This is a genomic window from Pseudomonas sp. PWP3-1b2, assembly GCF_049896045.1.
Lineage (GTDB): Bacteria > Pseudomonadota > Gammaproteobacteria > Pseudomonadales > Pseudomonadaceae > Aquipseudomonas > Aquipseudomonas antarctica_B.
Genome location: NZ_JAFCTN010000006.1, coordinates 90,745 through 116,117 on the forward strand (window position 1 = coordinate 90,745; position 25,373 = coordinate 116,117).

The 25,373-nt window shown below is 60.0% G+C and carries 18 protein-coding genes; 4 read left to right on the forward strand and 14 right to left on the reverse strand.

Translation table 11 applies throughout. The features are described 5' to 3' along the window. Nucleotides 1-50: 50 nt before the first annotated feature. Complete coding sequence (locus tag ACP7A2_RS06070; RefSeq protein WP_426133492.1) at nucleotides 51-1,211, reverse strand: AAA family ATPase; 1,161 nt, start codon at nucleotides 1,209-1,211, stop codon at nucleotides 51-53. A gap of 119 nt (nucleotides 1,212-1,330) precedes the next feature. Between ACP7A2_RS06070 and ACP7A2_RS06075 the strand changes: the two genes are divergently transcribed. From ACP7A2_RS06075 to ACP7A2_RS06090, 4 genes are all read left to right on the forward strand, one after another. Next, complete coding sequence (locus ACP7A2_RS06075; protein WP_426133493.1) at nucleotides 1,331-2,413, forward strand: efflux RND transporter periplasmic adaptor subunit; 1,083 nt, start codon at nucleotides 1,331-1,333, stop codon at nucleotides 2,411-2,413. Beyond that, nucleotides 2,410-3,480 (forward strand): efflux RND transporter periplasmic adaptor subunit, encoded by a 1,071-nt coding sequence (locus tag ACP7A2_RS06080; protein ID WP_426133494.1) that lies wholly within the window; start codon nucleotides 2,410-2,412, stop codon nucleotides 3,478-3,480. The genes ACP7A2_RS06075 and ACP7A2_RS06080 overlap by 4 nt, the downstream gene beginning before the upstream one ends. Further along, nucleotides 3,477-6,542 carry an efflux RND transporter permease subunit gene (locus ACP7A2_RS06085; RefSeq protein WP_426133495.1) on the forward strand — a complete coding sequence of 1,022 codons (3,066 nt, stop codon included), beginning with the start codon at nucleotides 3,477-3,479 and terminating at the stop codon, nucleotides 6,540-6,542. Before ACP7A2_RS06080 ends, ACP7A2_RS06085 begins: the two co-directional genes overlap by 4 nt. 209 nt (nucleotides 6,543-6,751) lie before the next feature. Then, nucleotides 6,752-8,938, forward strand: coding sequence for a glycoside hydrolase (locus tag ACP7A2_RS06090; protein ID WP_426133496.1), 2,187 nt, complete (start codon nucleotides 6,752-6,754; stop codon nucleotides 8,936-8,938). Nucleotides 8,939-9,029: 91 nt separating this feature from the next. On the opposite strand, the gene ACP7A2_RS06095 is transcribed toward ACP7A2_RS06090, so the two are convergent. The 13 genes from ACP7A2_RS06095 to ACP7A2_RS06155 form a co-directional block, all read right to left on the reverse strand. After that, nucleotides 9,030-9,656 carry a class I SAM-dependent methyltransferase gene (locus ACP7A2_RS06095; RefSeq protein WP_426133497.1) on the reverse strand — a complete coding sequence of 209 codons (627 nt, stop codon included), beginning with the start codon at nucleotides 9,654-9,656 and terminating at the stop codon, nucleotides 9,030-9,032. 203 nt (nucleotides 9,657-9,859) lie between these two features. After that, entirely contained in the window at nucleotides 9,860-13,771 is a 3,912-nt protein-coding gene (locus ACP7A2_RS06100; RefSeq protein ID WP_426133498.1) for an Ig-like domain-containing protein, read from the reverse strand. Nucleotides 13,772-13,916: 145 nt separating this feature from the next. Continuing rightward, nucleotides 13,917-14,561, reverse strand: a complete 645-nt coding sequence (locus tag ACP7A2_RS06105; protein ID WP_348056256.1) for a methionine ABC transporter permease — start codon at nucleotides 14,559-14,561, stop codon at nucleotides 13,917-13,919. Continuing rightward, complete coding sequence (locus ACP7A2_RS06110) at nucleotides 14,551-15,666, reverse strand: methionine ABC transporter ATP-binding protein (RefSeq protein ID WP_426133499.1); 1,116 nt, start codon at nucleotides 15,664-15,666, stop codon at nucleotides 14,551-14,553. Before ACP7A2_RS06110 ends, ACP7A2_RS06105 begins: the two co-directional genes overlap by 11 nt. Further along, the gene (locus tag ACP7A2_RS06115) at nucleotides 15,663-16,478 is read right to left on the reverse strand and encodes a MetQ/NlpA family ABC transporter substrate-binding protein (RefSeq protein ID WP_426133500.1); all 816 of its coding nucleotides are present in this window, start codon (nucleotides 16,476-16,478) and stop codon (nucleotides 15,663-15,665) included. Before ACP7A2_RS06115 ends, ACP7A2_RS06110 begins: the two co-directional genes overlap by 4 nt. Nucleotides 16,479-16,619: 141 nt before the next feature. Beyond that, nucleotides 16,620-17,972, reverse strand: coding sequence for an LLM class flavin-dependent oxidoreductase (locus ACP7A2_RS06120; RefSeq protein ID WP_426133501.1), 1,353 nt, complete (start codon nucleotides 17,970-17,972; stop codon nucleotides 16,620-16,622). Further along, nucleotides 17,972-19,165 carry an SfnB family sulfur acquisition oxidoreductase gene (locus ACP7A2_RS06125; protein WP_426133502.1) on the reverse strand — a complete coding sequence of 398 codons (1,194 nt, stop codon included), beginning with the start codon at nucleotides 19,163-19,165 and terminating at the stop codon, nucleotides 17,972-17,974. The genes ACP7A2_RS06120 and ACP7A2_RS06125 overlap by 1 nt, the downstream gene beginning before the upstream one ends. Nucleotides 19,166-19,204: 39 nt before the next feature. Continuing rightward, nucleotides 19,205-20,446, reverse strand: a complete 1,242-nt coding sequence (locus ACP7A2_RS06130; protein ID WP_426133503.1) for an SfnB family sulfur acquisition oxidoreductase — start codon at nucleotides 20,444-20,446, stop codon at nucleotides 19,205-19,207. A 186-nt stretch (nucleotides 20,447-20,632) separates the two neighbouring features. After that, nucleotides 20,633-21,403 (reverse strand): hypothetical protein, encoded by a 771-nt coding sequence (locus tag ACP7A2_RS06135; protein ID WP_426133504.1) that lies wholly within the window; start codon nucleotides 21,401-21,403, stop codon nucleotides 20,633-20,635. A 392-nt stretch (nucleotides 21,404-21,795) separates the two neighbouring features. Then, nucleotides 21,796-22,542: an L-cystine ABC transporter ATP-binding protein TcyN gene (tcyN, locus tag ACP7A2_RS06140; RefSeq protein ID WP_426133505.1), complete on the reverse strand. Its 747-nt coding sequence runs from the start codon at nucleotides 22,540-22,542 to the stop codon at nucleotides 21,796-21,798. 3 nt (nucleotides 22,543-22,545) lie between these two features. Further along, entirely contained in the window at nucleotides 22,546-23,211 is a 666-nt protein-coding gene (gene tcyL, locus ACP7A2_RS06145; protein ID WP_016972173.1) for a cystine ABC transporter permease, read from the reverse strand. Then, nucleotides 23,211-24,005, reverse strand: a complete 795-nt coding sequence (gene tcyJ, locus ACP7A2_RS06150) for a cystine ABC transporter substrate-binding protein (protein ID WP_426133506.1) — start codon at nucleotides 24,003-24,005, stop codon at nucleotides 23,211-23,213. The genes tcyL and tcyJ overlap by 1 nt, the downstream gene beginning before the upstream one ends. Nucleotides 24,006-24,285: 280 nt before the next feature. Further along, entirely contained in the window at nucleotides 24,286-25,281 is a 996-nt protein-coding gene (locus ACP7A2_RS06155) for a D-cysteine desulfhydrase (RefSeq protein WP_426133507.1), read from the reverse strand. Nucleotides 25,282-25,373 lie beyond the last annotated feature (92 nt).

The following is a 25,373-nucleotide window of genomic DNA, read 5'->3' on the forward strand; positions in this document are numbered from 1 at the left end:
TTCAACTGTGGGAGCGGGCTTGCCCGCGATGAGGCCGGCTCAGGCACCGCCTATTCCGGCCAATGCCACGCCGGCGCATCCAGAATCCCTTGCCCGACGATTCGGGTCTCCCCCAACACTTTCTCCAGCACAATCGAATTACACCCCTCATCCTGCTCCAGCGCCGCAATCAACCGGCTCGCATGCGACACCACCCACACCTGGCACTGCATGGACGCCTGAATAATCAACCGTGCCAACGCCGGTAACAGGTCCGGGTGCAAGCTGGTTTCCGGCTCGTTCAGCACCATCATGGTCGGCGGTCTCGGCGTCAGGAGCGCCGCGACCAACAACAAATAGCGCAACGTCCCGTCCGACAGCTCCGCCGCCGACAACGGCCGCAGCAACCCTTCCTGATAAAACTCAATGGCGAAGCGCCCGCCCTGCAATGGCTGGATGTTCAGGCGTGCGCCGGGAAATGCATCGCTTATCGCGCGCTGCAACGCCTCCGGGTCGCCGATTTCGCGAATGGTCTGCAACGCCGCCGCCAGGTCTCGCCCATCGTGGTGCAGCACCGGCGTGCGTGTGCCCAACTGCGGTTGGCGTACCGGCGCGTCCACATCGCTGCGAAAGTGATCATAAAAGCGCCAGCCACGAATGCTTTCGCGCAGCAACAGCACCTCCGGCGAGCCGCGCAGGCTGCCGACCTGATCGAACAGGCTGTGGTAGTTCGGCGTGTGCTGGGCGAGTACATCCCAGGCGCGGCCTTCGCGGGCGCGCACCATCGGCCCGGAGCGCTGCACCAGCAGGCTGGCCGGGCGATAGATAGGCCCGGCCCAGATGCATTCCTTTTTTACTTCCGGGTCCAGGGAGAAAAACGACAGGCTGGGTTCGGGCAGCCCCAGCGAAATGGCATAGCTGAAATCTTCCCCGGCAAAGCCCAGGCGCAAACGCTTTACGCCCTGGCGCACGGTGGACTCAATCGGCACCTCGCCCGAACGCATGCGCCGGGTGATGGTTTCCGGCCCGGCCCAGAACGTCGAATCCAGCCCACCTTCGCGGGCCAGCGCGTTGATCACCCCGCCCTGGGCGGTTTCTGCGAGCAAACGCAGGGCGCGGTACAAGTTGGATTTGCCGCTGCCGTTGGGGCCGGTGATCAGGTTCAACCGGTCAAGCGGCACCACCAATTTGTTGATGGAGCGGTAATTGGCGACCGCGAGAGTTTTCAGCATGTGTATTCAGTCGGTGTGGGAACCCTCGGAGTATGGGATCCTCCCTGCAGATAAGGAACCCTGAACTAAGCTCAGAGTCGCATACACACTGGCACATCGCGTCACGCAAAGGAGCCTGCATGGGCGGTCGAACTATCACATTTATCGTCGGACTTGGCCTGGTGACGCTATTGAGCGGCTGTGGCGAGAAAAAGGCCGAACCCAAGGAACATTCACGGGTGTTTGTGCAGACCGTGAAGTCGGCTGATTTTGCCGCAGCGGTCACGCTGACAGGCGATATCCAGGCCCGTGTGCAAACCGATTTATCGTTCCGCGTCGGCGGCAAGATCATCCAGCGCATGGTCGACGTGGGCGACCGCGTCAGCGCCAGGCAAGTGCTGGCCAAGCTCGACCCCAAGGATTTGCAAACCAACGTCGATTCCGCCCAGGCCCAGGTCGTGGCCGAACAGGCGCGGGTCAAACAGACCGCCGCCGCCTTCGTGCGCCAGGAAAAGCTCTTGCCCAAGGGCTACACCAGCCGCAGCGAATACGATTCCGCCCAGGCCGCGCTGCGCAGTAGCCAAAGTGCGCTGGCCGCCGCCCAGGCGCAATTGGCCAACGCCCGTGAGCAACTGGGCTACACCGCGCTGATTGCCGATGCGCCGGGGATTATTACCGCGCGTCAGGCCGAAGTGGGCCAGGTGGTGCAGGCCACGGTGCCGATTTTCAGCCTGGCCCGCGATGGCGAGCGCGATGCGGTGTTCAACGTGTACGAATCGTTGCTGGTCGAGCCGCCACCGGATGCGCCGATCACCGTGAGCCTGTTGGATAACCCGAGCATCAAGGCAGTGGGCAAGGTGCGCGAAGTCACGCCCGCCGTGGCCGCCAATACCGGCACCGTCCAAGTCAAAATTGCCCTGCAAAGCCTGCCTAAAGGCATGGAGCTGGGCTCGGTGGTGAGCGCCACCGCCAATGGCCCGGCCAAGGCCAGTATCGAGCTGCCGTGGGCGGCGTTGACCAAAGACCTCAACGAACCCGCCGTGTGGCTGATCGACGGCGACGGCAAGGCGCAGCTGCACAAGGTCACCGTGGCGCGCTACCTCACCGGCAAAGTGATCATTGGCGACGGCCTCAAGGGCGGCGAAAAAGTCGTGGTGGCCGGGGGGCAATTGTTGCATCCGGGGATGATCGTCGAGATCGCCGACCAGGGAGTTCAGCCATGAAGCGCCTGACGGTATTACTCGCCGCCAGCCTGTTGCTCGCGGCGTGCTCCAAGGAAGAACCGCCACCGGAGCCGGTGCGCCCGGTGCTGTCGATGGAGGTGAAAGCCGAAGACCAGGAAAACCTTGGCCGTTTCGCCGGTACGATTCAGGCCCGCTATGAAAGCAACCTGGGTTTCCGCGTGCCCGGCCGCATTGCGCGCCGCGCGGTGGACGTGGGCGCGGAAGTGGAGAAGGGCGCATTGCTCGCGGTCCTCGACCCCACCGACCAACAAAACCAGCTGCGCTCGGCTCAGGGTGACCTCGCCCGCGTGCAGGCGCAGTTCATCAATGCCCAAGCCAACGCCCGCCGTCAGCAAGAGCTGTTCAACCGTGGCGTCGGCGCCCAGGCTCAATTGGATATTGCCCAGACCGACCTGAAAACCACCCAGGCCACCCTTGACCAAGCCAAAGCGTCGGTCAACCAGGCGAAAGACCAACTCAACTACGCCGAATTGCGCACCGACCACGCTGGCATCGTCACCGCCTGGAATGCCGAGGCGGGCCAGGTGGTCAGCGCCGGCCAGCAAGTCGTGACCCTGGCGCGCCCGGACATCAAGGAAGCGGTGATCGACCTGCCCGCCGGCCTCGCCGAGCGCCTGCCAACGGACGTGGTGTTTGTGGTGGCCGGGCAACTCGACCCGAGCGTTAACACCACCGCCATCGTGCGCGAGATCGAGCCCCAGGCCCAAAGTGCCACGCGCACCCGTCGCGCCCGACTGACTCTTACCGAGACGCCTGCTGCATTTCGCCTCGGCACGGCGATCAGCGTGACCTTGAGCACCGCTATCGCGCCGCGCATCGAAGTGCCGGTCAGCGCCTTGCAGGAGGTCGATGGCAAAACCCGCATCTGGCTCCTCGACACTCACAACCAGACCGTGCAACCGCGTGACGTCAGCGTCATCAGCCGTGACGCCAACAGCGCACTGCTCAATGGCGGCGTCAAATCCGGCGAACGCATCGTGACCGCTGGCGTGAACAGCCTGAAACCCGGACAAAAAGTCAAAATCGACGAGGACAGCCCGCGATGAAAGGGAGCTTCAACTTATCCGACTGGGCCCTCAAGCATCAGTCCTTCGTCTGGTACCTGATGTTCGTCGCGCTGCTGATGGGCGTGTTCTCGTACATGAACCTGGGCCGCGAGGAAGACCCTTCGTTCACCATCAAAACCATGGTGATCCAAACCCGCTGGCCGGGTGCGACCCAGGAAGAAACCCTCAAGCAGGTCACCGACCGCATCGAGAAAAAACTCGAAGAGCTCGACGCCCTCGACTATGTAAAAAGCTACACGCGGCCGGGTGAGTCCACGGTGTTTGTGTTCCTCAAGGACACCACCAGCGCCAAAGACATTCCGGGGATCTGGTACCAGGTCCGCAAGAAAATCGACGACATTCGCGGCACCTTCCCCCAAGGGCTGCAGGGGCCGTCGTTCAACGATGAGTTCGGTGACGTGTTCGGTTCGGTGTACGCGTTTACCGGCGACGGCCTGTCGATGCGCCAGCTGCGCGACTACGTGGAACAGGTGCGCGCCGAGATCCGTTCGGTGCCGGGCCTGGGCAAGGTCGAGATGATCGGCCAGCAGGATGAAGTGATTTACCTGAATTTCTCCACGCGCAAACTGGCGGCGTTGGGGATTGATCAACGGCAGGTCGTGCAAAGCCTGCAATCGCAAAACGCTGTGACCCCCGCGGGTGTGATCGAGGCCGGGCCGGAGCGGATTTCAGTGCGCACCTCGGGGCAGTTCGCCTCCGAGAAGGACCTGGCCAACGTCAACCTGCGGCTCAATGACCGCTTCTATCGCCTGGCCGATATTGCCGACATCAGCCGTGGCTACGTCGACCCGGCGCGGCCCATGTTCCGCTTCGACGGCAAACCGGCGATTGGTTTGGCGATTGCCATGCAGAAGGGCGGCAATATCCAGTCGTTCGGCAAGGCCTTGCACACACGCATGGACGAGCTGACCGCCGACCTGCCGGTGGGCGTTGGCGTGCACAAGGTGTCCGATCAGGCGGAAGTGGTGGAAGAGGCCGTCGGCGGCTTTACCAGCGCGCTGTTTGAGGCGGTGATTATCGTGCTGGTGGTGAGCTTTATCAGCCTCGGCATGCGCGCCGGGCTGGTGGTGGCGTGCTCGATTCCGTTGGTGCTGGCGCTGGTGTTTGTGTTCATGGAATACAGCGGCATTACCATGCAGCGGGTGTCGCTGGGCGCGTTGATCATCGCCCTCGGGTTGTTGGTGGACGACGCGATGATCACCGTGGAGATGATGATCACGCGCCTGGAAAAAGGCGAAACCAAGGAGCAGGCGGCCACCTACGCCTACACCTCAACGGCCTTTCCGATGCTCACCGGTACGCTGGTGACCGTGGCCGGCTTTGTGCCGATTGGCCTCAACGCCAGCTCGGCGGGCGAGTACACCTTCACCCTGTTTGCGGTGATTGCCGTGGCGATGCTGGTGTCGTGGGTGGTGGCCGTGCTGTTTGCGCCGGTGATTGGCGTGCATATCCTCAGTGCCAACGTGAAGCCGCATAACGACGAACCGGGGCGCGTAGGGCGTGCGTTCAACGGCGGCATGCTGTGGGCCATGCGTAACCGCTGGTGGGCGATCGGCATCACCGTCGGGCTGTTTGTGGCGTCGGTGTTCTCGATGCAGTTTGTGCAGAACCAGTTCTTCCCGTCGTCGGACCGCCCGGAAATTCTGGTGGACCTGAACCTGCCGCAAAACGCCTCGATCAACGAGACCCGCAAAGCCGTCGACCGCCTCGAGGCGATCATCAAGGATGACCCGGACATCGCGCGCTGGAGCACCTATATCGGCCAGGGCGCGATTCGTTTCTACCTGCCCCTCGACCAGCAATTGGAAAACCCCTACTACGCACAGTTGGTTATTGTGAGTAAGGGCCTGGAAGAGCGGGGCGCCTTGATCGCGCGCTTGCAAAAGCGCCTGCGCGATGACTTTGTGGGCATCGGCAGCTATGTGCAGCCGCTGGAAATGGGCCCGCCGGTGGGCCGTCCGATTCAGTATCGGGTGTCCGGCAAAGACACCGACCAGGTGCGAAAACACGCCATCGAACTGGCCACCTTGCTCGATCAAAACACCCACTTGGGCGAGATCATCTACGACTGGAACGAGCCAGGCAAAGTGCTGCGCGTGGACATCGCCCAGGACAAGGCGCGGCAGTTGGGGCTGTCGTCGGAAGACGTGGCGCAGTTGATGAACAGCGTGGTCAGCGGTGCGTCGGTGACCCAGGTGCACGACGATATCTACCTGATCAACGTGGTCGGTCGCGCCGAAGACGCCGAGCGTGGTACGCCGGAAACCCTGCAAAACCTGCAGATCGTCACGCCCAACGGCACCTCGATTCCGCTGCTGGCTTTCGCCACCGTGCGCTATGAACTGGAACAGCCGCTGGTGTGGCGTCGCGACCGCAAGCCGACGATCACCGTCAAGGCCTCGGTGCGCGATGAGATGCAGCCTACGGATTTGGTGAAACAGCTGGCGCCGACCATCGACAAATTCAACGCCGAGCTGCCGGTGGGTTACAAGGTGGCCACCGGCGGCACCGTCGAAGAAAGCGGCAAGGCTCAAGGCCCGATCGCCAGTGTGGTGCCGTTGATGCTGTTCCTGATGGCGACCTTCCTGATGATCCAGCTGCACAGCGTGCAGAAGATGTTCCTGGTGGCGAGTGTGGCGCCGCTGGGCTTGATTGGCGTGGTGCTGGCGCTGATACCCACGGGCACGCCCATGGGCTTTGTGGCGATCCTCGGCATCCTGGCGCTGATCGGCATTATCATCCGCAACTCGGTGATCCTGGTGACACAGATCGACGCCTACGAACGCGACGGCTACACGCCGTGGGATGCGGTGGTTGAAGCCACTGAGCATCGGCGCCGGCCCATTCTGCTGACGGCGGCGGCGGCCAGTTTGGGCATGATCCCGATTGCCCGCGAAGTGTTCTGGGGGCCGATGGCCTACGCGATGATTGGCGGGATTATCATTGCGACCTTGCTGACGTTGCTGTTCCTGCCAGCGCTGTACGTGGCCTGGTACAAAATTCGCGAGCCCAAGCAGGAACATCCGGAAAAACGCGGTTAAACCTGTGGGAGCGGGCTTGCCCGCGATAGCGGTGTATCAGTGATAAATGTATTCGCTGACATACCGCTATCGCGGGCAAGCCCGCTCCCACATGTGGATCTCCACCCAGCCTCGGGGTATGTACGAAACGTCCTGAAATAGCTTGTGCCCCTCCGGCACGCCATCGAATGTTTTACCCTCGACCTCTTTTGCACACAGGTCTACCCCCAATGAACTGCCTGCGTCACGTTGTACTGGTCTGCGGTTTATTCCTTTCTCCGATCACTTCAGCAGCCGTGCTGGAAAACCCCCAATGGCGCGTCGAACTCGACCCCGCCACGCTTGCCCTGCGCGTCACGCCTGCCGGTAAAACCCCGGTGCAAGCCTCCAGCGGCGTTGCCGCGCACGCCGTCAGCGAGCTGCAAACCGGCGCTGAACAGGCCGCCTGGCAATGGGACAACGGCGCCTACCACCTGACCGCTCGCCTTGAGCGCCGCGACCTTTCCCTGACCATCAGCGCGCGCGAGCCGGGCCAGTTGCCGCTGCTGCGCCAACCCGCCGAGGCCATGGGCAAAGGCTTGATCTGGCCTTTGGCCGAGGGCCATTACGTGCCCGCCGGCAACCCGATCTGGAAGGCGTTTTTACTGGAGCAGGGCGAACTCAACACCACGCAAGACCTCAGCCTGCCGCTGTGGGGCATGGACCACGGCAGCTTCACACTGAACTGGTTGCTGACCAACCCCTACAACAACCACGTGCGATGGCAGGCCGACGGCCAGGGCCTGGCCCTGTCGGTGGCTCACGAATTTACCCGTCTTGACCCCACGGCGCCGATGACCTTGCGCCTGCACTTGGGCGACGCCGACCCATTGGCCGGCGCCAAGCGTTATCGCCAATGGCTGGTGGAGCAAGGCCGCTATGAGCCGCTGGCCGACAAGCTGCGGCAAACGTCGGAGGCCGAAAAACTGCTTGGCGCCAGCCATATCTACCTATGGGGCAACAGCCTGCTGGCACCCACCGACGTGCGTGACTGGCCGCTGCTGGTTAAACGCTTGCGCGATCATCCACTCAAGGGGCTGTTGGACAAAGAGGCGACTCAGGTTTTGGCGCAGGCCAGGGTCTTGAACCGTTATGAGCAAGGCGTGTTGTTGCGCGGCCTCAATGCGGCGATCAATCAGCAAGCGCGGCAGGCCTGGCAAGTCGAAGAGCCGGACATGGCCCGACTCGCCGCCCGCTATGGTGAGCTGCGCAGCGAGCTGGCCAGGGAGTTTGCCGGGGCCTTGACCGACACCCCTGAGACCTGGGGCAACCAGACGATTCAATCCCTGCGCGCCGCCGGGCTGCCGCGTCTGTTGCTGACCCTGGGCGAAGGCTGGGAAGGTGGCTTGTGGCACCCTGAAGCGATACGCGCCGGTGTCGAGGCGGGTTACCTGATGGCGCCCTACGACTCCTATGAAACCGCCTTGTCCGCCACTGAAAACCCGGACTGGACCACTGCGCACCTGGGCGCCAGGGCCTACCGCGACTGCGCGATTGTGCTCAGGGACGGCAAGCTGAAAACCGGCTTTCAGCAATCGGGCCACTACATCGACCCGCGCTGTATACGACCTTTGCTGGAAGCGCGGGTGAGGGCAGTGCAGGCTAAAGCCGGTTTCAACGCCTGGTTCCTTGATGCCTACGCCACCGGCATGGTTTTCGACAGCTACCGTGAAAGTGCGCCCATGACGCAGGCGCAGAACGCTGAAGGCAATATCGACGCCTCCCGCTGGATCAACACGGTACTCAAGCTGCCGGCGGGCTCTGAGGATGGCAATGCCACCACTGCCCAGGGCGCCCTGTTCGCCCACGGCATGCAGACGCCGGTGATCGGCTGGGGTGACCGGCAGATGACCCAGGACAAGCAGTCGCCCTATTACGTCGGCAACTGGTACCCGCCGGAACAGCCGGCGGTGTTCTTCAAGCCCGTGCCGTTGAAAGAGCCGTTTCGCACACTGTACTTCGACCCGACGATGCGCCTGCCGCTGTACCAGGCGGTGTTTCACGGCTCGGTGATTACCACCCATCATTGGTTATTCGACAGCCTGAAGCTGAGCAATGTGCGGGCTGAGAACGAGCTGACCCAACTGCTCTACAACGTGCCGCCGCTGTATCACCTCACGGATGCGACCCTTGAGCAGCGGTTGCCGATGATTCAGCGTCAGGATCGGTTTTTCAGGCCGTTGCATCAGCGTTTGGCGGCCCAGACGATGACCGATTTTCGTTGGCTGACGGCGGACAAACAGGTGCAGGAGACCACGTTCGCCGATGGCACGCGGTTGGTGGCAAATTTCTCAGCCGGGGAAAAAGAAGGGTATGCCGGGCACAGTGTGACGGCGCTGATGGTGGGTGAGAAACCTGAGGTGTATCAGGTGAAATAGCTATCGCAGGCAAGCCAGCTCCCACAAGGGAATGCATTCCAAATGTGGGAGCTGGCTTGCCTGCGATGAGGCCGGTTTAGGCGATGAAGCTCTACAGTTTGCGCCACACACTCGCCAACCAAGGCTGCTGCTCGATTGGCAACCCGGCCGGTCGGTAGTAATGCTCCAACTCCACAAACCCCGCCTCGGTCAGCAACGCCTGCCACGCCTCCAGGTCGTGATACGACCCATACCGTGGCCCATTCCAGCCTTCGCTATTTTCACCCCGCGGGTTGGAACTGAACAACACGCCTCCAGGCTTCAGCGCCCCGTGCAACTGCTTCAGCACACGCGGTAATTCCTGTTTGGGAATATGAAACAGCACCGCATTGGCAAATACCCCATCAAAGCGTGCGGCGGGTAAATCCAGCTTCAGGAAGTCCTGCTGCAACACCTCACAACCGCTGTCCTCGCGCGCCATCTGCGCGAAACGCTCCGAGCCATCCAGCCCGACCGCGACGTGCCCCATGCGCGTAAACGTTCGCAAATCCCGCCCAGGCCCGCAGCCGAAATCCAGCACGGTAAACGGCGCCGGGCCGTGGATATGCCGTAGCAACGCGTCGATATTCTGGCTCACGTCGTGGTCGCGGGTGCCTTCGCGGAAGTCTTCGGCAACTGTGTTGTAGTGGCCGAGGGTGGCGGTGGTGATCTGGTTGAGGTCGTCGGGGGCGAGTTTCATGGCGCAGGCTTCGAGCGGTTTGAAGGGAGGTTGACTATACGCGATGACGTGTCGCGCGAGTGTGCGCAGAAAGGGCGGGGAATGCGGATGCGTACGCCAGACGATGAGCAGGAGGTCGAGTCATCGACAGATTTAATAGAAGTTGGAAAGTGGCAGCCTACGGTTGAGTAGAGCTGCCACTTTTTTATGTTTTACTGCGGTTATTAAACTGCCTTCAAACACATTACACGGTGCTTTTCACTATGAGGCCTGCAATAAATTCCGTACACATCATCGTAGTAAGTTACAAAATAAGGCTGGCATCCCGCTGACGCGTAAGCCCATCGCCCCACTAGATGCTTTTGCGCATCGGAATAGTTCAGACCGAGATCATAGATGGCCGCGTCAAATATATGCGTCCCCCCGACTGAGGCAGCCCAAGCCCACGCGTCTGTATAGTTCAACTCCCTATCATCAAACACGAAGCGAAACACGTTGCTTACATACACAGTGTATGAGATTTTTGTTAAGTTTTTGTCCGAAATGGTTATCTCAGCAGAGCCATTTGCATTTCCGGTCACCTTACCGTACTTATCTACTGATGCGACCCTTGGGTTAGTGGAGCTGTATGTGTAGTCACCTGCCCCACCGGTGGCCACGCGGGTCTCCACATTGCGATAGGAATCGGCGTTCTTTTTGGTTGCGGGAAAATCTTTAATAGAGACCCCGTTCAAAATCATCGCCTGTTGATTAACTTTTAGTTGTCCCTTGATTGAATATAAGGTGACCCCGAACGCAACAGCATTTTCTATATCGATGCTGCCGTCCAGCGTGCCCACAGTCTGTACACTAAATTCGTGGGTCAAGCGTTCGATCCAGGGCCTCGATACCGGAATATTTACCAGCCCCTTGTCTAAGTCGGCGGGGGTTACCTCATAGGCTGTCAGTACATAAAGTTGCGCTGCTCCAACACTTCTGCATGTAATCCAGATTTTTTGGCCTGCGGATATAAAAGGCCATTTGGCCAGCGTTAACGTGGCATTGTTGGCAAACGTCGCAAGGTCGTGTTGGCCGTTGTGCGCAACGCCATTGATCCGTGCCATCGGTAATTGGTCTGCGGGGATAGTGCCGACAATCAGTATTTGGGGGCTTGACCAGACATGCTTGGTATCGGTTCTCACGGTGCCGGTCGTCACCTTGTATCGTAATGTGACGGTTTTTCTCACCATCTTGGCAATGACTTGCGAGTTGATCGGCACGTCCACACGTCCGGCGGCTACCACTGTGTGCGGAGCAAAGTCGGTGACAGTCCCGTCCGGGTACAGCAATTGGCAAGTTATAATTTGGTCCTTGGCCATGCCAGGGTAATTCACGCTTATGACGGACCCTCCCAGGTAGTTCAACGGCGAAACAAAGAGCGTGGTCCCAGGTTTATTGTCGAAAGCCGGAGCAGGATTGCTCGCCTGCACGGCCTGCACGCGGTACGCACGCGTGACGAACGGCACGGCGGTGTTCTTTTCGTTGCGTTGCGCAAAGCTTACGCCACACTTAACGTACAGAGGCGAGTTCTCCTTGAGTGTGTGAAACTTATCTGCCGGCATGGTGAACGCGACCCCGTGTTCAACTTCTTGGTCGGTGACGTTGTCAGCGGTATAGATGGTTTCCAGGAACTCAGTGCCATCAGCTTGGGTACCCTCGATGGTCAAAAACTTGCGTTGGTTTCTCTGAATCATGATCCACGGATCAACCGTGATCTTCACCTCGTCACCCAAGGCTAGCAAATAGAACAGCGAGTCCTTGATACCGTTGATCGTCGGCGCGGGCAGTTCCGTCACGAGCTTGAGGCGGAAGGCCAGAGGTTCGGACGTTTGAGTGGTGCCCCCCCGACTGAAACTATACTGCACGGTGATGTTGTTGCCGTGCTCCCGGATACCCAAGGCGATGATATGAGGCGGGATGCGCACATCAACGCTATTGGTCTTAGAGTTGCCCCTTGCTTCAACTTTTGTGACGCTGATACCAAATTCACCTGCCCAACTGACAAAAATGATATCGGTGTCGCGCATTGGGGTGTAGTTAACCCGCACTGTGGCCCCGCTCAAGACGTCTTTGGGATGAACTTCATCCTGCAAGAGCTTATCGGCCTCAACGACAATGGGTGTTTGCATCACTACTTTGGCGCCGACGGTGAGTTTGAGCACTTCAGAGCGCGAATAGATTTTAGGCTTGTTGGCTGTGCCGGGCCGCTGCACGCTGTAGCTGAACGAGATTTCGCCATTGATATTCTCGAGTAGTACTTGAGGTTTCAACTCAACCAACAGCTCTGGTAAAAGGTGACCTTCGGTCGATGGATCGATGAGAATGCTGCCGCTGTCGGAGCTATCGTGGTCGTCCCCGACTGCATTCCAAACCAGTTCGTAGCCAGGGACCGCGCCGACAAAGGGAAACCACATCAGCAAAATGGAGCGTTTCACATTTTTAGGATCGATGTTGCCGTCTTCGGCATATTTAACCACCGGCGCAGGTAGTTCGACGGGGCGAACCCCCAGCTCAGCTTGCCGCTTTTCTGAATGGCGGATGGAAGATGGAAGATTCCTCCCATTGTTGGCGATGTAGTGAACGTGGAAAGGACCTTTGTTTTCAAATATCTTCAGATTTTCCTTGAGCACGTCACGTATGCCGCCCTGCTCTCCCGCTTGCCGGGTGTCGGTATAGAGCAAGCCACCTTCACCGAGCTTTCCCTGTGAGAACACCACCGTTTCCCTTCCTGTTTTATAGAAGGGGTAATACTCGGGAATCTTGACGATAGCATCCGTGTCGAGGGGTAAGAGCGTACCTTCGATCGGGCTAAGTTCAGGCGCTGGCATTTGTGTTGCTGTACCCACAACTCTGACTGGGGTGATGGCCGATGTCTTAGTCCCGGCGGCGTTGGAAACTGTATAAAATGCCAATAAAAGACGTCCCGCAGCTTTCGCAACGTGCTCATAGGAAAGAGTGAACGTTTCAAGCTGCCCGTTCGTATCAGGAAGTTCCCCCACGTTAATGATCTCAATTAATACACCGTCTTCACTGAGAATTTTTAAGTAGGCCTTGACCTTGTTGGGTGGCACGGGTTTTTTTCCGATCCGGGGTGGGAAGGTCCGCAACTGAAACAGCGGCTTTTCCGATTGATCAAGATCGGCTACAGGCTCATCCACGTCGTTCACTCTGAAACTCGGAGCGTCAAGCAGTTTGGAGTTCAAATTCGACTGCAACGCATAGCCCTTGGAATAGTGATGCTTGCTCCCAGACGTGTTCCCTACTACATCCATGACCATGAAACTGACTACGAACTGCCCAGACTGCGGACCTTTGTTGATTACATTTGGTATGTTTGGGTCGGGCTTACCTTTTTCGTCTTTGCCATCTGGCACCCTGATTCTTATCGCTGCAGTCCCGCTCGCTTCTTTAGCGCTCAAAATATAGGTGAAGGTTTCGCCGCCCCAATCTATGGTGATGACATCGTTCCGGCGACGGTTTTCATAGTGTTCGATCAGGCAATAAATACCCCCACTAACAGTATCGGCGGTAATGATCGAGTACTCGTCCAAGTCTTCTACCGACATTTTCAACTCGCTGTGCCACGGATCCCCGCCTTCTCGGTCCTCACCGCCCGGCCGTGTTTTCTTGACCAATACCCACTGTATTTTAGAGCTACTCTCATTCAAGCTGGCACGCACGACATGCCAAAACATCGGAGAGAAGCCGGCCGGCACTTTCGTTTCGTCGATCAACAGTTCGTAGCGGGCTTTAAGCTCTCTGACGTAGTCTGAGGCTACAGGAACTTTCGGATCAAGCCAGCGACAGCTGTAGTAGTCGCCAACTTCAAGCTTAGTCCAAGCCTCTATCGCTATGGCAATATTGGTTAGTCTGTCGATGCCCAAACCCCACTTGGCACTAGGATCATTGGGAGGGGCGACCGGAGGGGCGACGGGAGGGGCGCCGGGATAGGGGGGAGGAGGGGGAGTGGGGATGATAAAGTCGATAGTTTCGTCGACAAACTCTATGTACTTGTGTGTCTTCAGGTCAAGCAGGTTGACCGCGGGATAATACGGATAGGGTAAATCCTGCAGTTCATCGAGGGGAATAGTAGACATGGCCATCACCTTGCTGGGTTAGGGGCGCGCTCACATTACGCGTCGGGCAAGGTAAATAAGGCACCTGGAACTACAGGCATTTCTACTGTGAGAATTGACAGTCCCGATGAGCGGTACTCACTCATACCTGCCGCTACGAAGCGCCTCAACGCTTGTTCAAACCCCGCGCCAATCGATCCCCGCCCAGCTGAATCACCGCCACCAGCACCACCAGCAGCACAATCACCGTGAGCATGATCTGCGTATCAAACCGCTGGTAGCCATAGCGGTACGCGATATCCCCCAACCCGCCTGCGCCTATCGCGCCGGCCATGGCCGATGAGTTGATCATGGTCACCAGGGTGATAGTGAACCCGCCGACAATCCCCGGCAGCGCTTCTGGCAACAACACATGCCAGATAATGTGCCAGCGACGGCAGCCCATAGCCTGGGCGGCTTCGATCAAACCGTGATCGACTTCGCGCAAGCTCACTTCGGCGATGCGCGCAAAAAACGGCGTGGCGGCGATGGTCAGCGGTACAACGGCGGCCCACACGCCATAGGTGGTGCCGACGATCAGCCGCGTGAACGGAATCAGCGCCACCATCAGAATCAAAAACGGAATCGAGCGAAACAGATTAACAAACGCCCCCAGCGCGCGGTTCAGCACCGGTGCCTGGTAGATGCCGCCCTTGTCGCTGGTGACCAAAAAAACGGCCAGCGGAATGCCCACCAGCAACGCGATCAACGACGACACGCCGACCATCAACAAGGTGTCGATGGCGCCCTGCAATAAACGATCAAACCACATAGCCCAGCACCTGTGCCTGTTGTGCCCAATTTCCAGCGCGGTTGCGCAGTTCTTCGGCGCTGTGGGGCGAGCCATTCACGGCCAGCAGTAACTGCCCCAGCGCATGCCCCTGGATGCGTTCCACGCCGCCTTGCAGCAAACGCACGCGCCCGCCGAGGGCGCTGAACAGTGCGGCCAGGTCCGGCTCGTCAGTGTCGCTGCCGGTGAATTGCAAACGCAGCACCACTGCCGTTTCTGTCGAGGCCGGGCGGGCCAGCAAACGGCTTTGCAATTCTTCCGGCAAGCCGTGTTGCAACGGCGCCAGCAGAGTTTTGCTGACGTCATGCTGCGGGTTGCCGAACACTTGCCACACCGGGCCTTGCTCAACGGTGCGCCCGTGTTCCAGCACCACCACGCGGTCGCAGATGTCGCGAATCACCGCCATCTCATGGGTGATCAATACAATGGTCAGGCCCAGGCGCTTGTTGATCTCGCGCAGCAGGCCGAGGATCGATTGCGTGGTTTCCGGGTCGAGGGCCGAGGTGGCCTCGTCGCACAGCAAAATCTCGGGGTCGTGCACCAGCGAACGGGCGATACCCACCCGCTGTTTTTGCCCACCGGAGAGCTGCGCCGGATAGGCGTTGTGCTTGTCCTTGAGGCCGACCAGCTCCAGCAACTCGCGCACCTTTTGCTCGCGTTGCGGCTTGGGCACGCCGGCGACTTTCAGCGGCAATTCGACGTTCTGCCACACGGTCTTGGCCGACATCAAATTGAAGTGCTGGAAGATCATGCCGATGCGCCGACGCAGCGCCACCAGGCGGTCTTCGTCGAAGTCGCCGATGTCCACCTGATCAATCAGCACGCGCCCGCTGCTCGGTTGCTCCAGGCGGTTGATGGTGCGGATCAGCGAGGACTTACCGGCGCCGCTGCGCCCGATGATGCCGAACACTTCACCGCGCTGGATCGCCAGGTCAATGCCTTGCAAGGCGTGCACGTTGCCGTCGTAGGTCTTGCCCACGTTGATAAAACGCACATGGGCTCGGTTCAAGTCAGGGTGCAGTTGGGTCTGTTCGGCGTCCCTGGGCGGCAGGCCCAGGTCGCGTCGTTTGGCATTGGCGGCGGTCATTTTTTATCTTCCCAGCCGACTTGGTAGAGCGTGCCCAGGGATTTATCCAGGGCCGCACGTACCACCGGCGAGTGCTGATAGATGTCGACGAACTTGATCACGCGCGGGTCGGTTTTGCTCTTCGGTTGAATCACAAACTGGATCACGTATTCCGGGTGATCGAGGCCGTCAAACAACAGCGCCGATTCTGCATCGAAGGTCTTGGACAGGCGGATATACGCCGGGTAGCCCTGCACCAGGTCGGCGTCGTCATAGGCGCGTACCAGCTGCACGGCTTCAACCTGAAGGATCTTGAGCTTCTTCGGGTTGCTGACGATGTCTTCTTCGGTGGCCTTGTAGCCCACGCCCGGCTTGAGGGTGATCAAACCCGCCTTGGCCAGCAATTGCAGGCCGCGACCGCTGTTGATCGGGTCGTTGGCAATGGCCACGCTGGCGCCTTGGGGCAGGTCGTTGAGGCTTTTGTATTTCTTCGAATACAGGCCGACGTTATTGATGATGCCCGGCGCGTAAGGCACCAAATCAAAACCGGCGGCAGCCTTGGCGTTTTCCAAGAACGGGATGTGCTGGAAGTAGTTCACATCGATGTCGCCGGCGGCCAGGCTGACGTTGGGCGCGATCCAGTCGGTGAACTCCACCAGCTCGACCTTGAGGCCTTGCTTGCCGGCTTCGGCAACGGCGGCTTCCAGGGGAATGGCAAACGCGGCGGTGGTGCCGACTTTCAGCGGCGCCTCGGCGGCAAATACCGCTGAGCTGAATAAACCAAACGCCAGGGCCAGTGCTTTGACTGGGTGGGTGAGCAGAGTCTTTTTCATAATCGATTTCCAGTCATAAGGTGTTAGTAAGAACAATGCAGTCAACTGTGGGAGCTGGCTTGCCTGCGATAGCGGTCGGTCAGCTACCCATTTTTTGCTGACCCACCGCTATCGCAGGCAAGCCAGCTCCCACATTTTTGATTAGTGTCGGTAGGTCGATCCGGTGTGTTGTTCGGGTAGGCGGGCGCCAGCCTGGAAGACTTTTTCGCGCAGTGTTCCCTGCTCATAAGCCGTCTTGTACGACCCGCGCTTCTGCAACTCCGGCACCACCAGATCGATAAAATCCACATAGCTTTCCGGCGTAACAATGCGCGTCAAATTGAAACCATCCAGCCCCGTCTCGCTGATCCACGACTCCAACTCGTCCGCCACTTGCTCGGGCGAGCCGACCAAGGTGATGTAGCGCCCGCCCAACGCGTGCTGTTCGAGCAACTTGCGCCGGGTCCAGTCGTTGTTTTGCAGGTTCTTGGTGGCCGACTGAATCGCGTTGCTCTTCACGTACTGGATGGGCTCATCCAGCGCGTACTGTGAAAAATCAATCGCGGTGGAGGCCGAGAAGTGCGCCACACCGGCTTCCGCGCTGGCGTAGCTCAAGTACTCGGCATGCTTGGCCCAGGCCAGCGCTTCGGTGGCGCCGACGATCACGTTGAGGCCCATGAACACCTTGATGTCATCCTGGTCTCGCCCGGCGGCGACGGCGCTGGCGCGCACCTTGTCCACCTGCACTTTGGTCGCCGCCTTGTTCTGCCCGCTGATAAACACGCACTCGGCGTGGCGCCCGGCGAACAGCAAGCCCCGGTCCGAACTGCCGGCCTGGAACAGCACGGGCGTGCGCTGCGGCGACGGCTCGCAGAGGTGATAACCCTCCACCTGATAAAACTCGCCGCGGTGTTCAACCTTGTGCACCTTGCCCGGCTGCGCATAGATCCGCGCTTGCGGATCGTTAAGCACGGCGCCGTCTTCCCAGCTGCCTTCCCAGAGTTTGTACAACACCTCCAGGTACTCATCGGCCTGGTCGTAGCGCCGGTCATGCTCGACCTGTTCGGTCAGGCCCATGGCCTTGGCGGCGCTGTCGAGGTAGCCGGTGACAATGTTCCAGCCCACGCGGCCACGGCTCAGGTGGTCGAGGGTGGACATGCGCCGGGCGAACAGATACGGCGGCTCATAGGTGAGGTTGGCGGTGAGGCCGAAGCCCAGGTTTTTGGTCACGGCCGCCATCGCCGACACCAGCAACAGCGGGTCGTTGACCGGCAACTGGATCGACTCTTTGAGCGGTACGTCGATGGCGTTCTGGTAGACGTCGTACACGCCGACGATGTCGGCGATGAACAGTCCATCGAACAGCCCGCGCTCGAGGGTTTGCGCCAGCTCGGTCCAGTATTCGATGGTTTTGTACTGGGTCGAGGTATCCCGTGGGTGCGTCCACAGGCCGTGGTTGATATGCCCGATGCAGTTCATGTTGAAGGCATTGAGCAGGATTTTTTTCCTGGACATCAGATGGTCCCCCGCAGTGGCGGGTTTTCATCGTTGAGGTAGTAATTGCCCACGGCGTGGTACTTCCAGCGCACCGGGTCGTGCAACGTGTGCACGCGGGCGTTGCGCCAGTGGCGGTCCAGGCCGTGCTCGGCGAGCGTCGCCTGGCTGCCAGCGAGTTCGAACAGTGTGCTGCCGGCCGCCAGCGAGATTTCGGTGCTCAAGGCGCGTACTTCGGCGACTGCGATTGACGCGGCAGCGACGGCTTCGGCAGTGCTGTCGGCCTGAGCGCGGTCAAGGAAAACACCTGCGCGTTCCAGCAATGCTTCGGCGGCGTGCAGGCGGGTGCTCAGGTGGCCGAAGCTTTTCAGGGTCAGCGGGTCTTCAGTGGCCTTGTCGTTGCCGGAGTCGATCCATGGGCGGGTTTTGGTGCGCACAAAGTGCAGCGCATCTTCAAAGGCGGCGCGGGCGATGCCGGTGTCGATGGCGGCGTGAAGGATCTGCGCCAGCGGGCCAACAGTGGTCGGGCGCTCGAAGGCGCTCTGGAACGGGATCACGTCTTGCGCCGCAACCCACACGTTGTCGAACACCACTGAGCCGCTGCCGGTGGTGCGCTGGCCGAAGCCACTCCAGTCGTCAATGACCGTCAGGCCTTCGCTGTCGCGCGGGACGAAGGCGAGTTGCTGCACGCCGTGTTCATCCACCACCGAGGTGGGGATACGCTGGGCGTAAATCGCACCGGTTGAATAAAATTTGCGGCCGTTGATGCGCAAACCATCGCCGTCGCGGGTGATGGAGGTCACGCGGTCGTGGGCGGTTTTGGTGCCCAGTTCCGCCAGTGCATTGCCGAAGCGCTGCCCGGCGAGGGCTTCGGCGTACAGGCGTTTTTGCTGAGCCGGGCTGCCATTCACGCGCAGCACTTCCAGGGCATAGAAATGGTTTTGCGGGATCTGGCCCAGCGAAGCATCTGCCTGGGCGATCAAGGCGATCACCTTGGCCAGGGTGACGTTGGATACGCCGGCGCCGCCGTATTCTTTCGGCACGCTGATGCCCCACAGGCCGGAGCGCGAGAACACGTCCAGTTCGGGCAAGGGCAGGCGGCGTTCGCGGTCGCGCTGGGCGCTGTCGCGGCGAAAGTCTTCAGCCAGGTCGCTGGCCACAATAAGGGCGTGTTCGTCACTGGTGATAACCGCGACGTTTGCAGAGAAAGTCATAGGTGCTCCAGAAGCTCGTAGAGAAAGTGTTCTGGTCGGTTAAATCCAGGAGTGACGAGCCGGCAACGTGCCGTTCAGTCGATAGGCGCCGATGGCGTGATATTTCCAGCGCACCGGGTCGTGCAGCGTGTGCACCCGGGCGTTGCGCCAGTGACGGTCGAGGTTGAATTCGGCGAGGGTGGCGCGGCTGCCAGCCAGCTCGAAGAGTTTCTCGCTGACCAGCAACGACACTTCAGTGGTCAGCACTTTTGCCTCGGCCACCGCAATCGATGCACGGGCCGCAGATTGCGCGGTAATCGGCGCGGCGTTGACCTGATCCAGTACCTGGCCAGCCTTGCGCAACAAGGCTTCGGCGGCGTGCAGTTCGATCTTCAATTTGCCGATGTCGGCGATCACGTACAGGTCATCGCTGGCGCGTTCGACCTTGGCGTCGATCCACGGGCGCGAGCGTTCGCGGACGAAGGCGATGGTGTCGTCCAAAGCGCCGCGCGCGATACCCGCGTCGATGGCGGCCTGGATCAACTGCGAGACAGCGCCCTGGATATTCGGGTTTTCACCGATGCGCCAGTTTTCGACCACCAGTTCTGCGTCCACCGGCACCTGATTGAGCAGCACAGTGCCGCTGGCGGTGGTGCGTTGGCCAAAGCCCGACCAATCGTCAACGATGCGCAGCCCTTCGGTGCCACGGCGCACAAACGCCAGCACCTGTTTGCCGTCATCGTTCAGGGCTTTTATGGCGACCCAATGCGCAAACAGCGCGCCGGTGGAGTAGAACTTCTGGCCGCTGATCGCGTATCCATCGCCTTCAGCGGTGATGCGCGCCTTGAGTTCCAGGGTGTTTTTGGTGCCGCGTTCCGGGCCGCCATTGCCGATGCGCCAGCCGTCGAGGACGCTCTGGAACAGCTGCTTTTTCTGGCGCTCGGTGGCGGTAAGCTGCAACAGGTGCAGGATGCCAAAGTGGTTTTGCGGGATTTGGCCAAGAGCCGGGTCCGCTGCGCTGATGATCGCGAACACCTCGGCCAGGGTTACGAACGAAACCTCTGGGCCGCCGAATTCGCGGGGAATGGAAATACTGCCCAGCCCGCTGCGGGTGAACTGTTCGATCTGCGCCCATGGCAACTTGCGTTGCTGATCGCGCCTGGCGGCTTGCGGGCGCGCAGCCCTGGCAAGCTCATGGGCCGCGCTCAACGCCTCGGCGTCGTCGCGCAGCACCGCGGCCGGCAACAACAGAGGGGCTATATCCAGATCACTCTGGGGGGGTGTTTGAGCCAAATTAGACATCAGCGCCGCTCCTTGGCTGCACGTAATGCCCTGGCGTTATGCACCGGGGTAATCCTGACCATACCGACCTCGCATTCAATGAAATAGAAACAAAAAATCAGAGATGTCCGGTGGTCCGGTGCATATACCCTAAACGTGTTAAATATTTAAATAAACTAACTTATGGGAATAAGCATAGAAGGGCTGTTACCCCGGTTCGCAGGGCGAGCCGAGGTGGCGGGGTTGATAGGCCGATGCGGCCGTGGCCGGACGGGCTGGCGCCGGTGGCGAACAGGCGGCGATGTTCAAGGTGCGAGCCGGTGCCCAGCGTGAATTATTGCCGACGCGATCCAGAATGCAGTACGTCACGTCCAGCCGACTGTCTTCGCCGGCTTCGATAATCACCGCCGAGGGAACCCATACCTGCACCGCCAGCCCGACGCATTTGGCCTGGATTTTCGGCAGGTCCAGACGCACGTCCCCCCAACGCAGGGTAATTGCGTCGCCCGTGGCCATGTTCAGGTAGGGCTCGATGCACAGCGGAATTCCGCGTCGCACCTGGCAGCTGTTGACGCCGTAGCGGCGGATGGTTTCAGGCAAGCCCACGGGGGCGAGGTTCTGGTTTTCGTCGCTGCACAGGTTCGAAGGCCGGCCGCCGGGAAAGTTGGTCTTCACGCTTACCGTGGTGACCGCCGAGCGTGCCGGGCCGTGGCCGATCTGCATGACCTGGTAGTGAACCCTTGCCAGGCCGTCCTGCACAAAACTTTCGGGGATTCGCAAATGGATGGGCGTGCCGACCTTGCAGGCCGTCACCCTGCGCGAGGCAGCAAAGCAGTTGTTCCAGAACAGCTCGATCAGGTCGCCCTCATCCATGCCGGTATAGGGTGCGATGTCGACCTGCAGGTGTTCGGCGGCCAAGGCATTGATGCCCTTTCTAACGGCCTGGGGCAAAGTCGGGGCGGTGAGCATGCGCGTCATAAGTAATCTCCTTGATGCAGCCAGCAGGAATCGTTCCGGTCCTTTGGCGCGGGTGCGCAAGGGGGCCGAAATGAACGATTCAGTGAGTAGCCGGGATAGGATCCAATCCTCTGGGCGCTAGATAAGAGGGTTGGGCAACAGGCGTCAATGGAGGCAAAGGGCTAAACGGCGGGTTGGAGCAGATTCAGAAGGGTCTGACTGGCGGGGGTATTTTTAGAGGGGCGTGAGGGGACGTTTTACCGATTGGCGTGAGGAAATCGTGTCAGAGCGGTTTTCTGTGGCGAGGGAGCTTGCTCCCGCTGGGCTGCGCAGCGGCCCCAGCTTTTTGGGAGCGCTTCGCACTCCAGCGGGAGCAAGCTCCCTCGCCACAAGAGCCCGCTCCCACACAACGCTCAATGGGCGAGGAATTTGCTCAGGAACTGCTTGGTGCGTTCTTCCCTGGGGTTGGCGAACAGGGCCTTGGCTTCGCCCTGTTCCACGAGCACGCCCTTGTCGAAGAAGATCACCCGGTTGGCCACATCCCGCGCAAAACTCATCTCGTGGGTGACGATGACCATGGTGCGGTTTTCTTCGGCGAGGCTGCGGATGGTCGCCAGTACTTCGCCGACCAGTTCCGGGTCCAGCGCCGAGGTGGGTTCGTCGAACAGGATCACTTCCGGCTCCATGGCCAACGCGCGGGCAATCGCCACGCGCTGCTGTTGACCACCGGACAGGCGCCTTGGATACGACGCTTCCTTGCCCGCCAAGCCCACACGGGCCAACAGCTTGAGGCCCAGTGCAGTGGCCGCTTCGCGTGGCATGTTCTTGACCACGATCGGGCCTTCGATGACGTTTTCCAGCGCGGTGCGGTGGGGGAACAGGTTGAAGTTCTGGAACACAAAACCCACGTGCTGGCGCAAGCGCCGCACCAGGCCTTGTTGCTGGTTAAGCGGCTTGCTGCCGTCGATCTCGATGTCACCGACCTTGATGCGGCCACTGGTGGGTTCTTCGAGGAAATTCAGGCAACGCAGAAAGGTGGTCTTGCCCGAACCGCTGGGGCCAATGATGGCGACGACTTCGCCTGCCTTGACCTCAAGGTCGATGCCGTTAAGCACCACCTGACCGTTGAATTGTTTGGTCAGTTTTTCAACCACGATCATGCTTCAAGACTCCAGGTCATGCCGGTTGACCCGGTCTTCCAGGCGATTTTGAAAATGCGCCAGGATGCTCGCCAAAATCCAGTAGATCAGGGCGGCGGAGAGATACATGGTGAAGATTTCGAAGGTTCGCGCAGACACCAGTTGGGCCTGACGGAACAGCTCGGGCACCTGAATGGTGGCGGCCAGTGCTGTGTCTTTTACCAGCGAAATAAAGCTGTTGCCCAACGGCGGCAATGCCGTGCGCATGGCCTGCGGCAGGATGGCCCGGCGCAGGGTCTGCGCGCGGGTCATGCCGATACTGGCGGCTGCTTCCCACTGGCCGCGCTCGATGGAGCTGATCGCGGCGCGCAGGATTTCACAGGCGTAGGCGGCCATGTTCAGCGAAAAGCCGATCAAGGCCGCCGGGATCGGATCCAGCTCGATGCCCACTTGCGGTAAGCCGTAGTAGATCAAAAACAGCTGCACCAGCAAGGGCGTGCCGCGAAAAAAAGACACGTAGACCCTGGCGGTCCAGCTTGCCAGCTTGAAGCGCGAGAGGCGCATCAAGGCCAGGCCGAAGCCCAGCAGCAAGCCGAAAAACATCCCGCCCAGGCTAAGAATCACCGTGTAGTACGCGCCCTTGAGCAGAAAGGGCGCGGAGTCCAGCGCGAGTTGGAAACCTGCTTCCATTATTGAGTGACGTCAGCGTTGAAGTATTTCTCGGACAGCTTCTTCAAAGTGCCGTCTGCGCGCAGTTTGTCGAGGGCCTTGTTCACAGCAGCCAGCAATTCAGGCTCGCCTTTGCGCAGGGCAATACCGGATTCCTGACGGGAGAAGGCTTCACCGGCAGCAGCGGTGTCCGGGGCTTTCTTGGCATATTCCAAAGCGGCCAGGCGGTCGATCAGGATGGCGTCGATACGGCCGATGCGCAGGTCCTGGAACTTGGTTGGGTCATCGTTGTAGGTTTTGATGATGGCTTTGGGCTGATTGTCTTTGAGCCATTGCTCGTAGTTGGTGCCCAGGCCTACACCGACTTTCTTGCCGGCCAGGTCGTCGGCCGTCTTGATGCTGTCGACGTTCTTCTTCAGCACCAGCGCCTGAATCCCGGAAACGGTGTAAGGCGTGGAGAAGTCATACTTCTTTTTGCGTTCTTCAGAGATGGTTACCTGGTTGACTACAGCGTCCAAGCGCTTGGACTCCAGGGCCGCGAGGATGCCGTCCCAAGGAGTGGCTTGCAGCTTGACCTTGACGCCCAGTTCTTTAGCCAGCGCTTCGGACAACTCCACTTCGAAGCCGCTGAGCTTGCCGCTTTCATCAACAAAGCTGAACGGCGGGTAAGTGCCTTCCAGGCCGATTTTGATCTCGCCGGCTTTTTTGATGTTGTCCAATTGCTCGCCGGCAATTGCCTGGCCCATCAGGCTGGCGCCGAGCGCCAGGCCCAAAGTGCCGACCAACAACGTGCGACGGAATACAGAAATAGTCATGAAGAGCCCCTGTGTTTTTATGTTGAGCGAAGCAGGTGACGCAGTAGTCGTATCCTGCCTTAAAGCGCGTAGCGCGTCTTCGCCTACGGCGCGACTATAAAGCCAGTTTTTAAGACTTGAAAATAATATAAATTCAATTTGATATTCGAATTTAGAATATTTGAAGTATTCCATGTGGGAGCTGGCTTGCCTGCGATAGCGGTGTATCAGCCAATGGATGTTTAGCTGACCCACCGCTGTCGCAGGCAAGCCAGCTCCCACATTTTTAGTCCGTGTTCACTCAGGTGAATGCAGCGCCATAGGCAAACAACGCCGGGGCGCCGCCGGTGTGCAGGAAAATAATCGGCCCCTCCCCAAATCGCTGACGCCCAATGCCGTCCAGCAAGCCGGCCATGGCCTTGCCAGTGTAGACCGGGTCCAGCAGCAACCCTTCCTGGCTCGCCAACAACTTGACCGCGGCGAGGGTGCCGGCGTTCGGTTCGCCGTAGCGCGGGCCGAAATATTCGTCCCACAGGATGACCTTGAAGGCTTCAGGAATATCCACACCGAGCAACTCGGCCGTGCGTTCGGCCAGGCCTTGCACTTTCGGGCGCTGGGCTTCTTCGGTGCGCGACACGGTGATGCCGATCACTGGCAAGTCCGGCAGCACTTCACTCAGGGCCAGCGCCAGGCCGCTGTGCGTCCCCGCGCTGCCGGAAGCCAACACCACGGAGGCAAACTCGATACCGCTGTCTTCGATCTGCCCGGCCAGTTCCAGCCCGGCACGCACATAACCCAGCGCGCCAAGTGCGTTCGAGCCGCCGATCGGCACCAGATACGGCTTCTTGCCGTTGCTGCGCAGCCGGTCGGCAACTGCGTTGAGCTGGTCATCAACGTTGTCGAGGTTCTCGACCAATTCCACTTTGGCGTCGAACAGCTCAAGCAGCAGGCGGTTACCGTTGCCAAGGTAGTCGGGGTCTTCGGTGCCGGTGGGGTTTTCGAGCAGGGCGACGCAACCCAGGCCGAGCCTGGCGGCCAGCGCCGCAGTCTGGCGCACATGGTTGGACTGGATGGCACCGGCGGTCACCAGCGTGTCGGCGCCTTGGGCGATGGCATCCGCCGCCAGGTATTCGAGTTTGCGCAGCTTGTTGCCGCCCATGGCCAGCGGCGTGGTGTCGTCGCGCTTGACGTAGATGTCACGGCCCAGCCAGGCCGATAGCCGCTCGAGTTTTTCCAGGGCTGTGGCGCCACCCAGCAGGTCCAGGCGGTTGAAACGGTCGAGCTGTCTTTTGATCATGGCAACGCACAGTGGCTGAGTGATGGGGCGACTATAGGCAGGCACTTTTCATCGGGCAACCCGCAATCGCTTATGTCGCAAAGTTCTTGGTA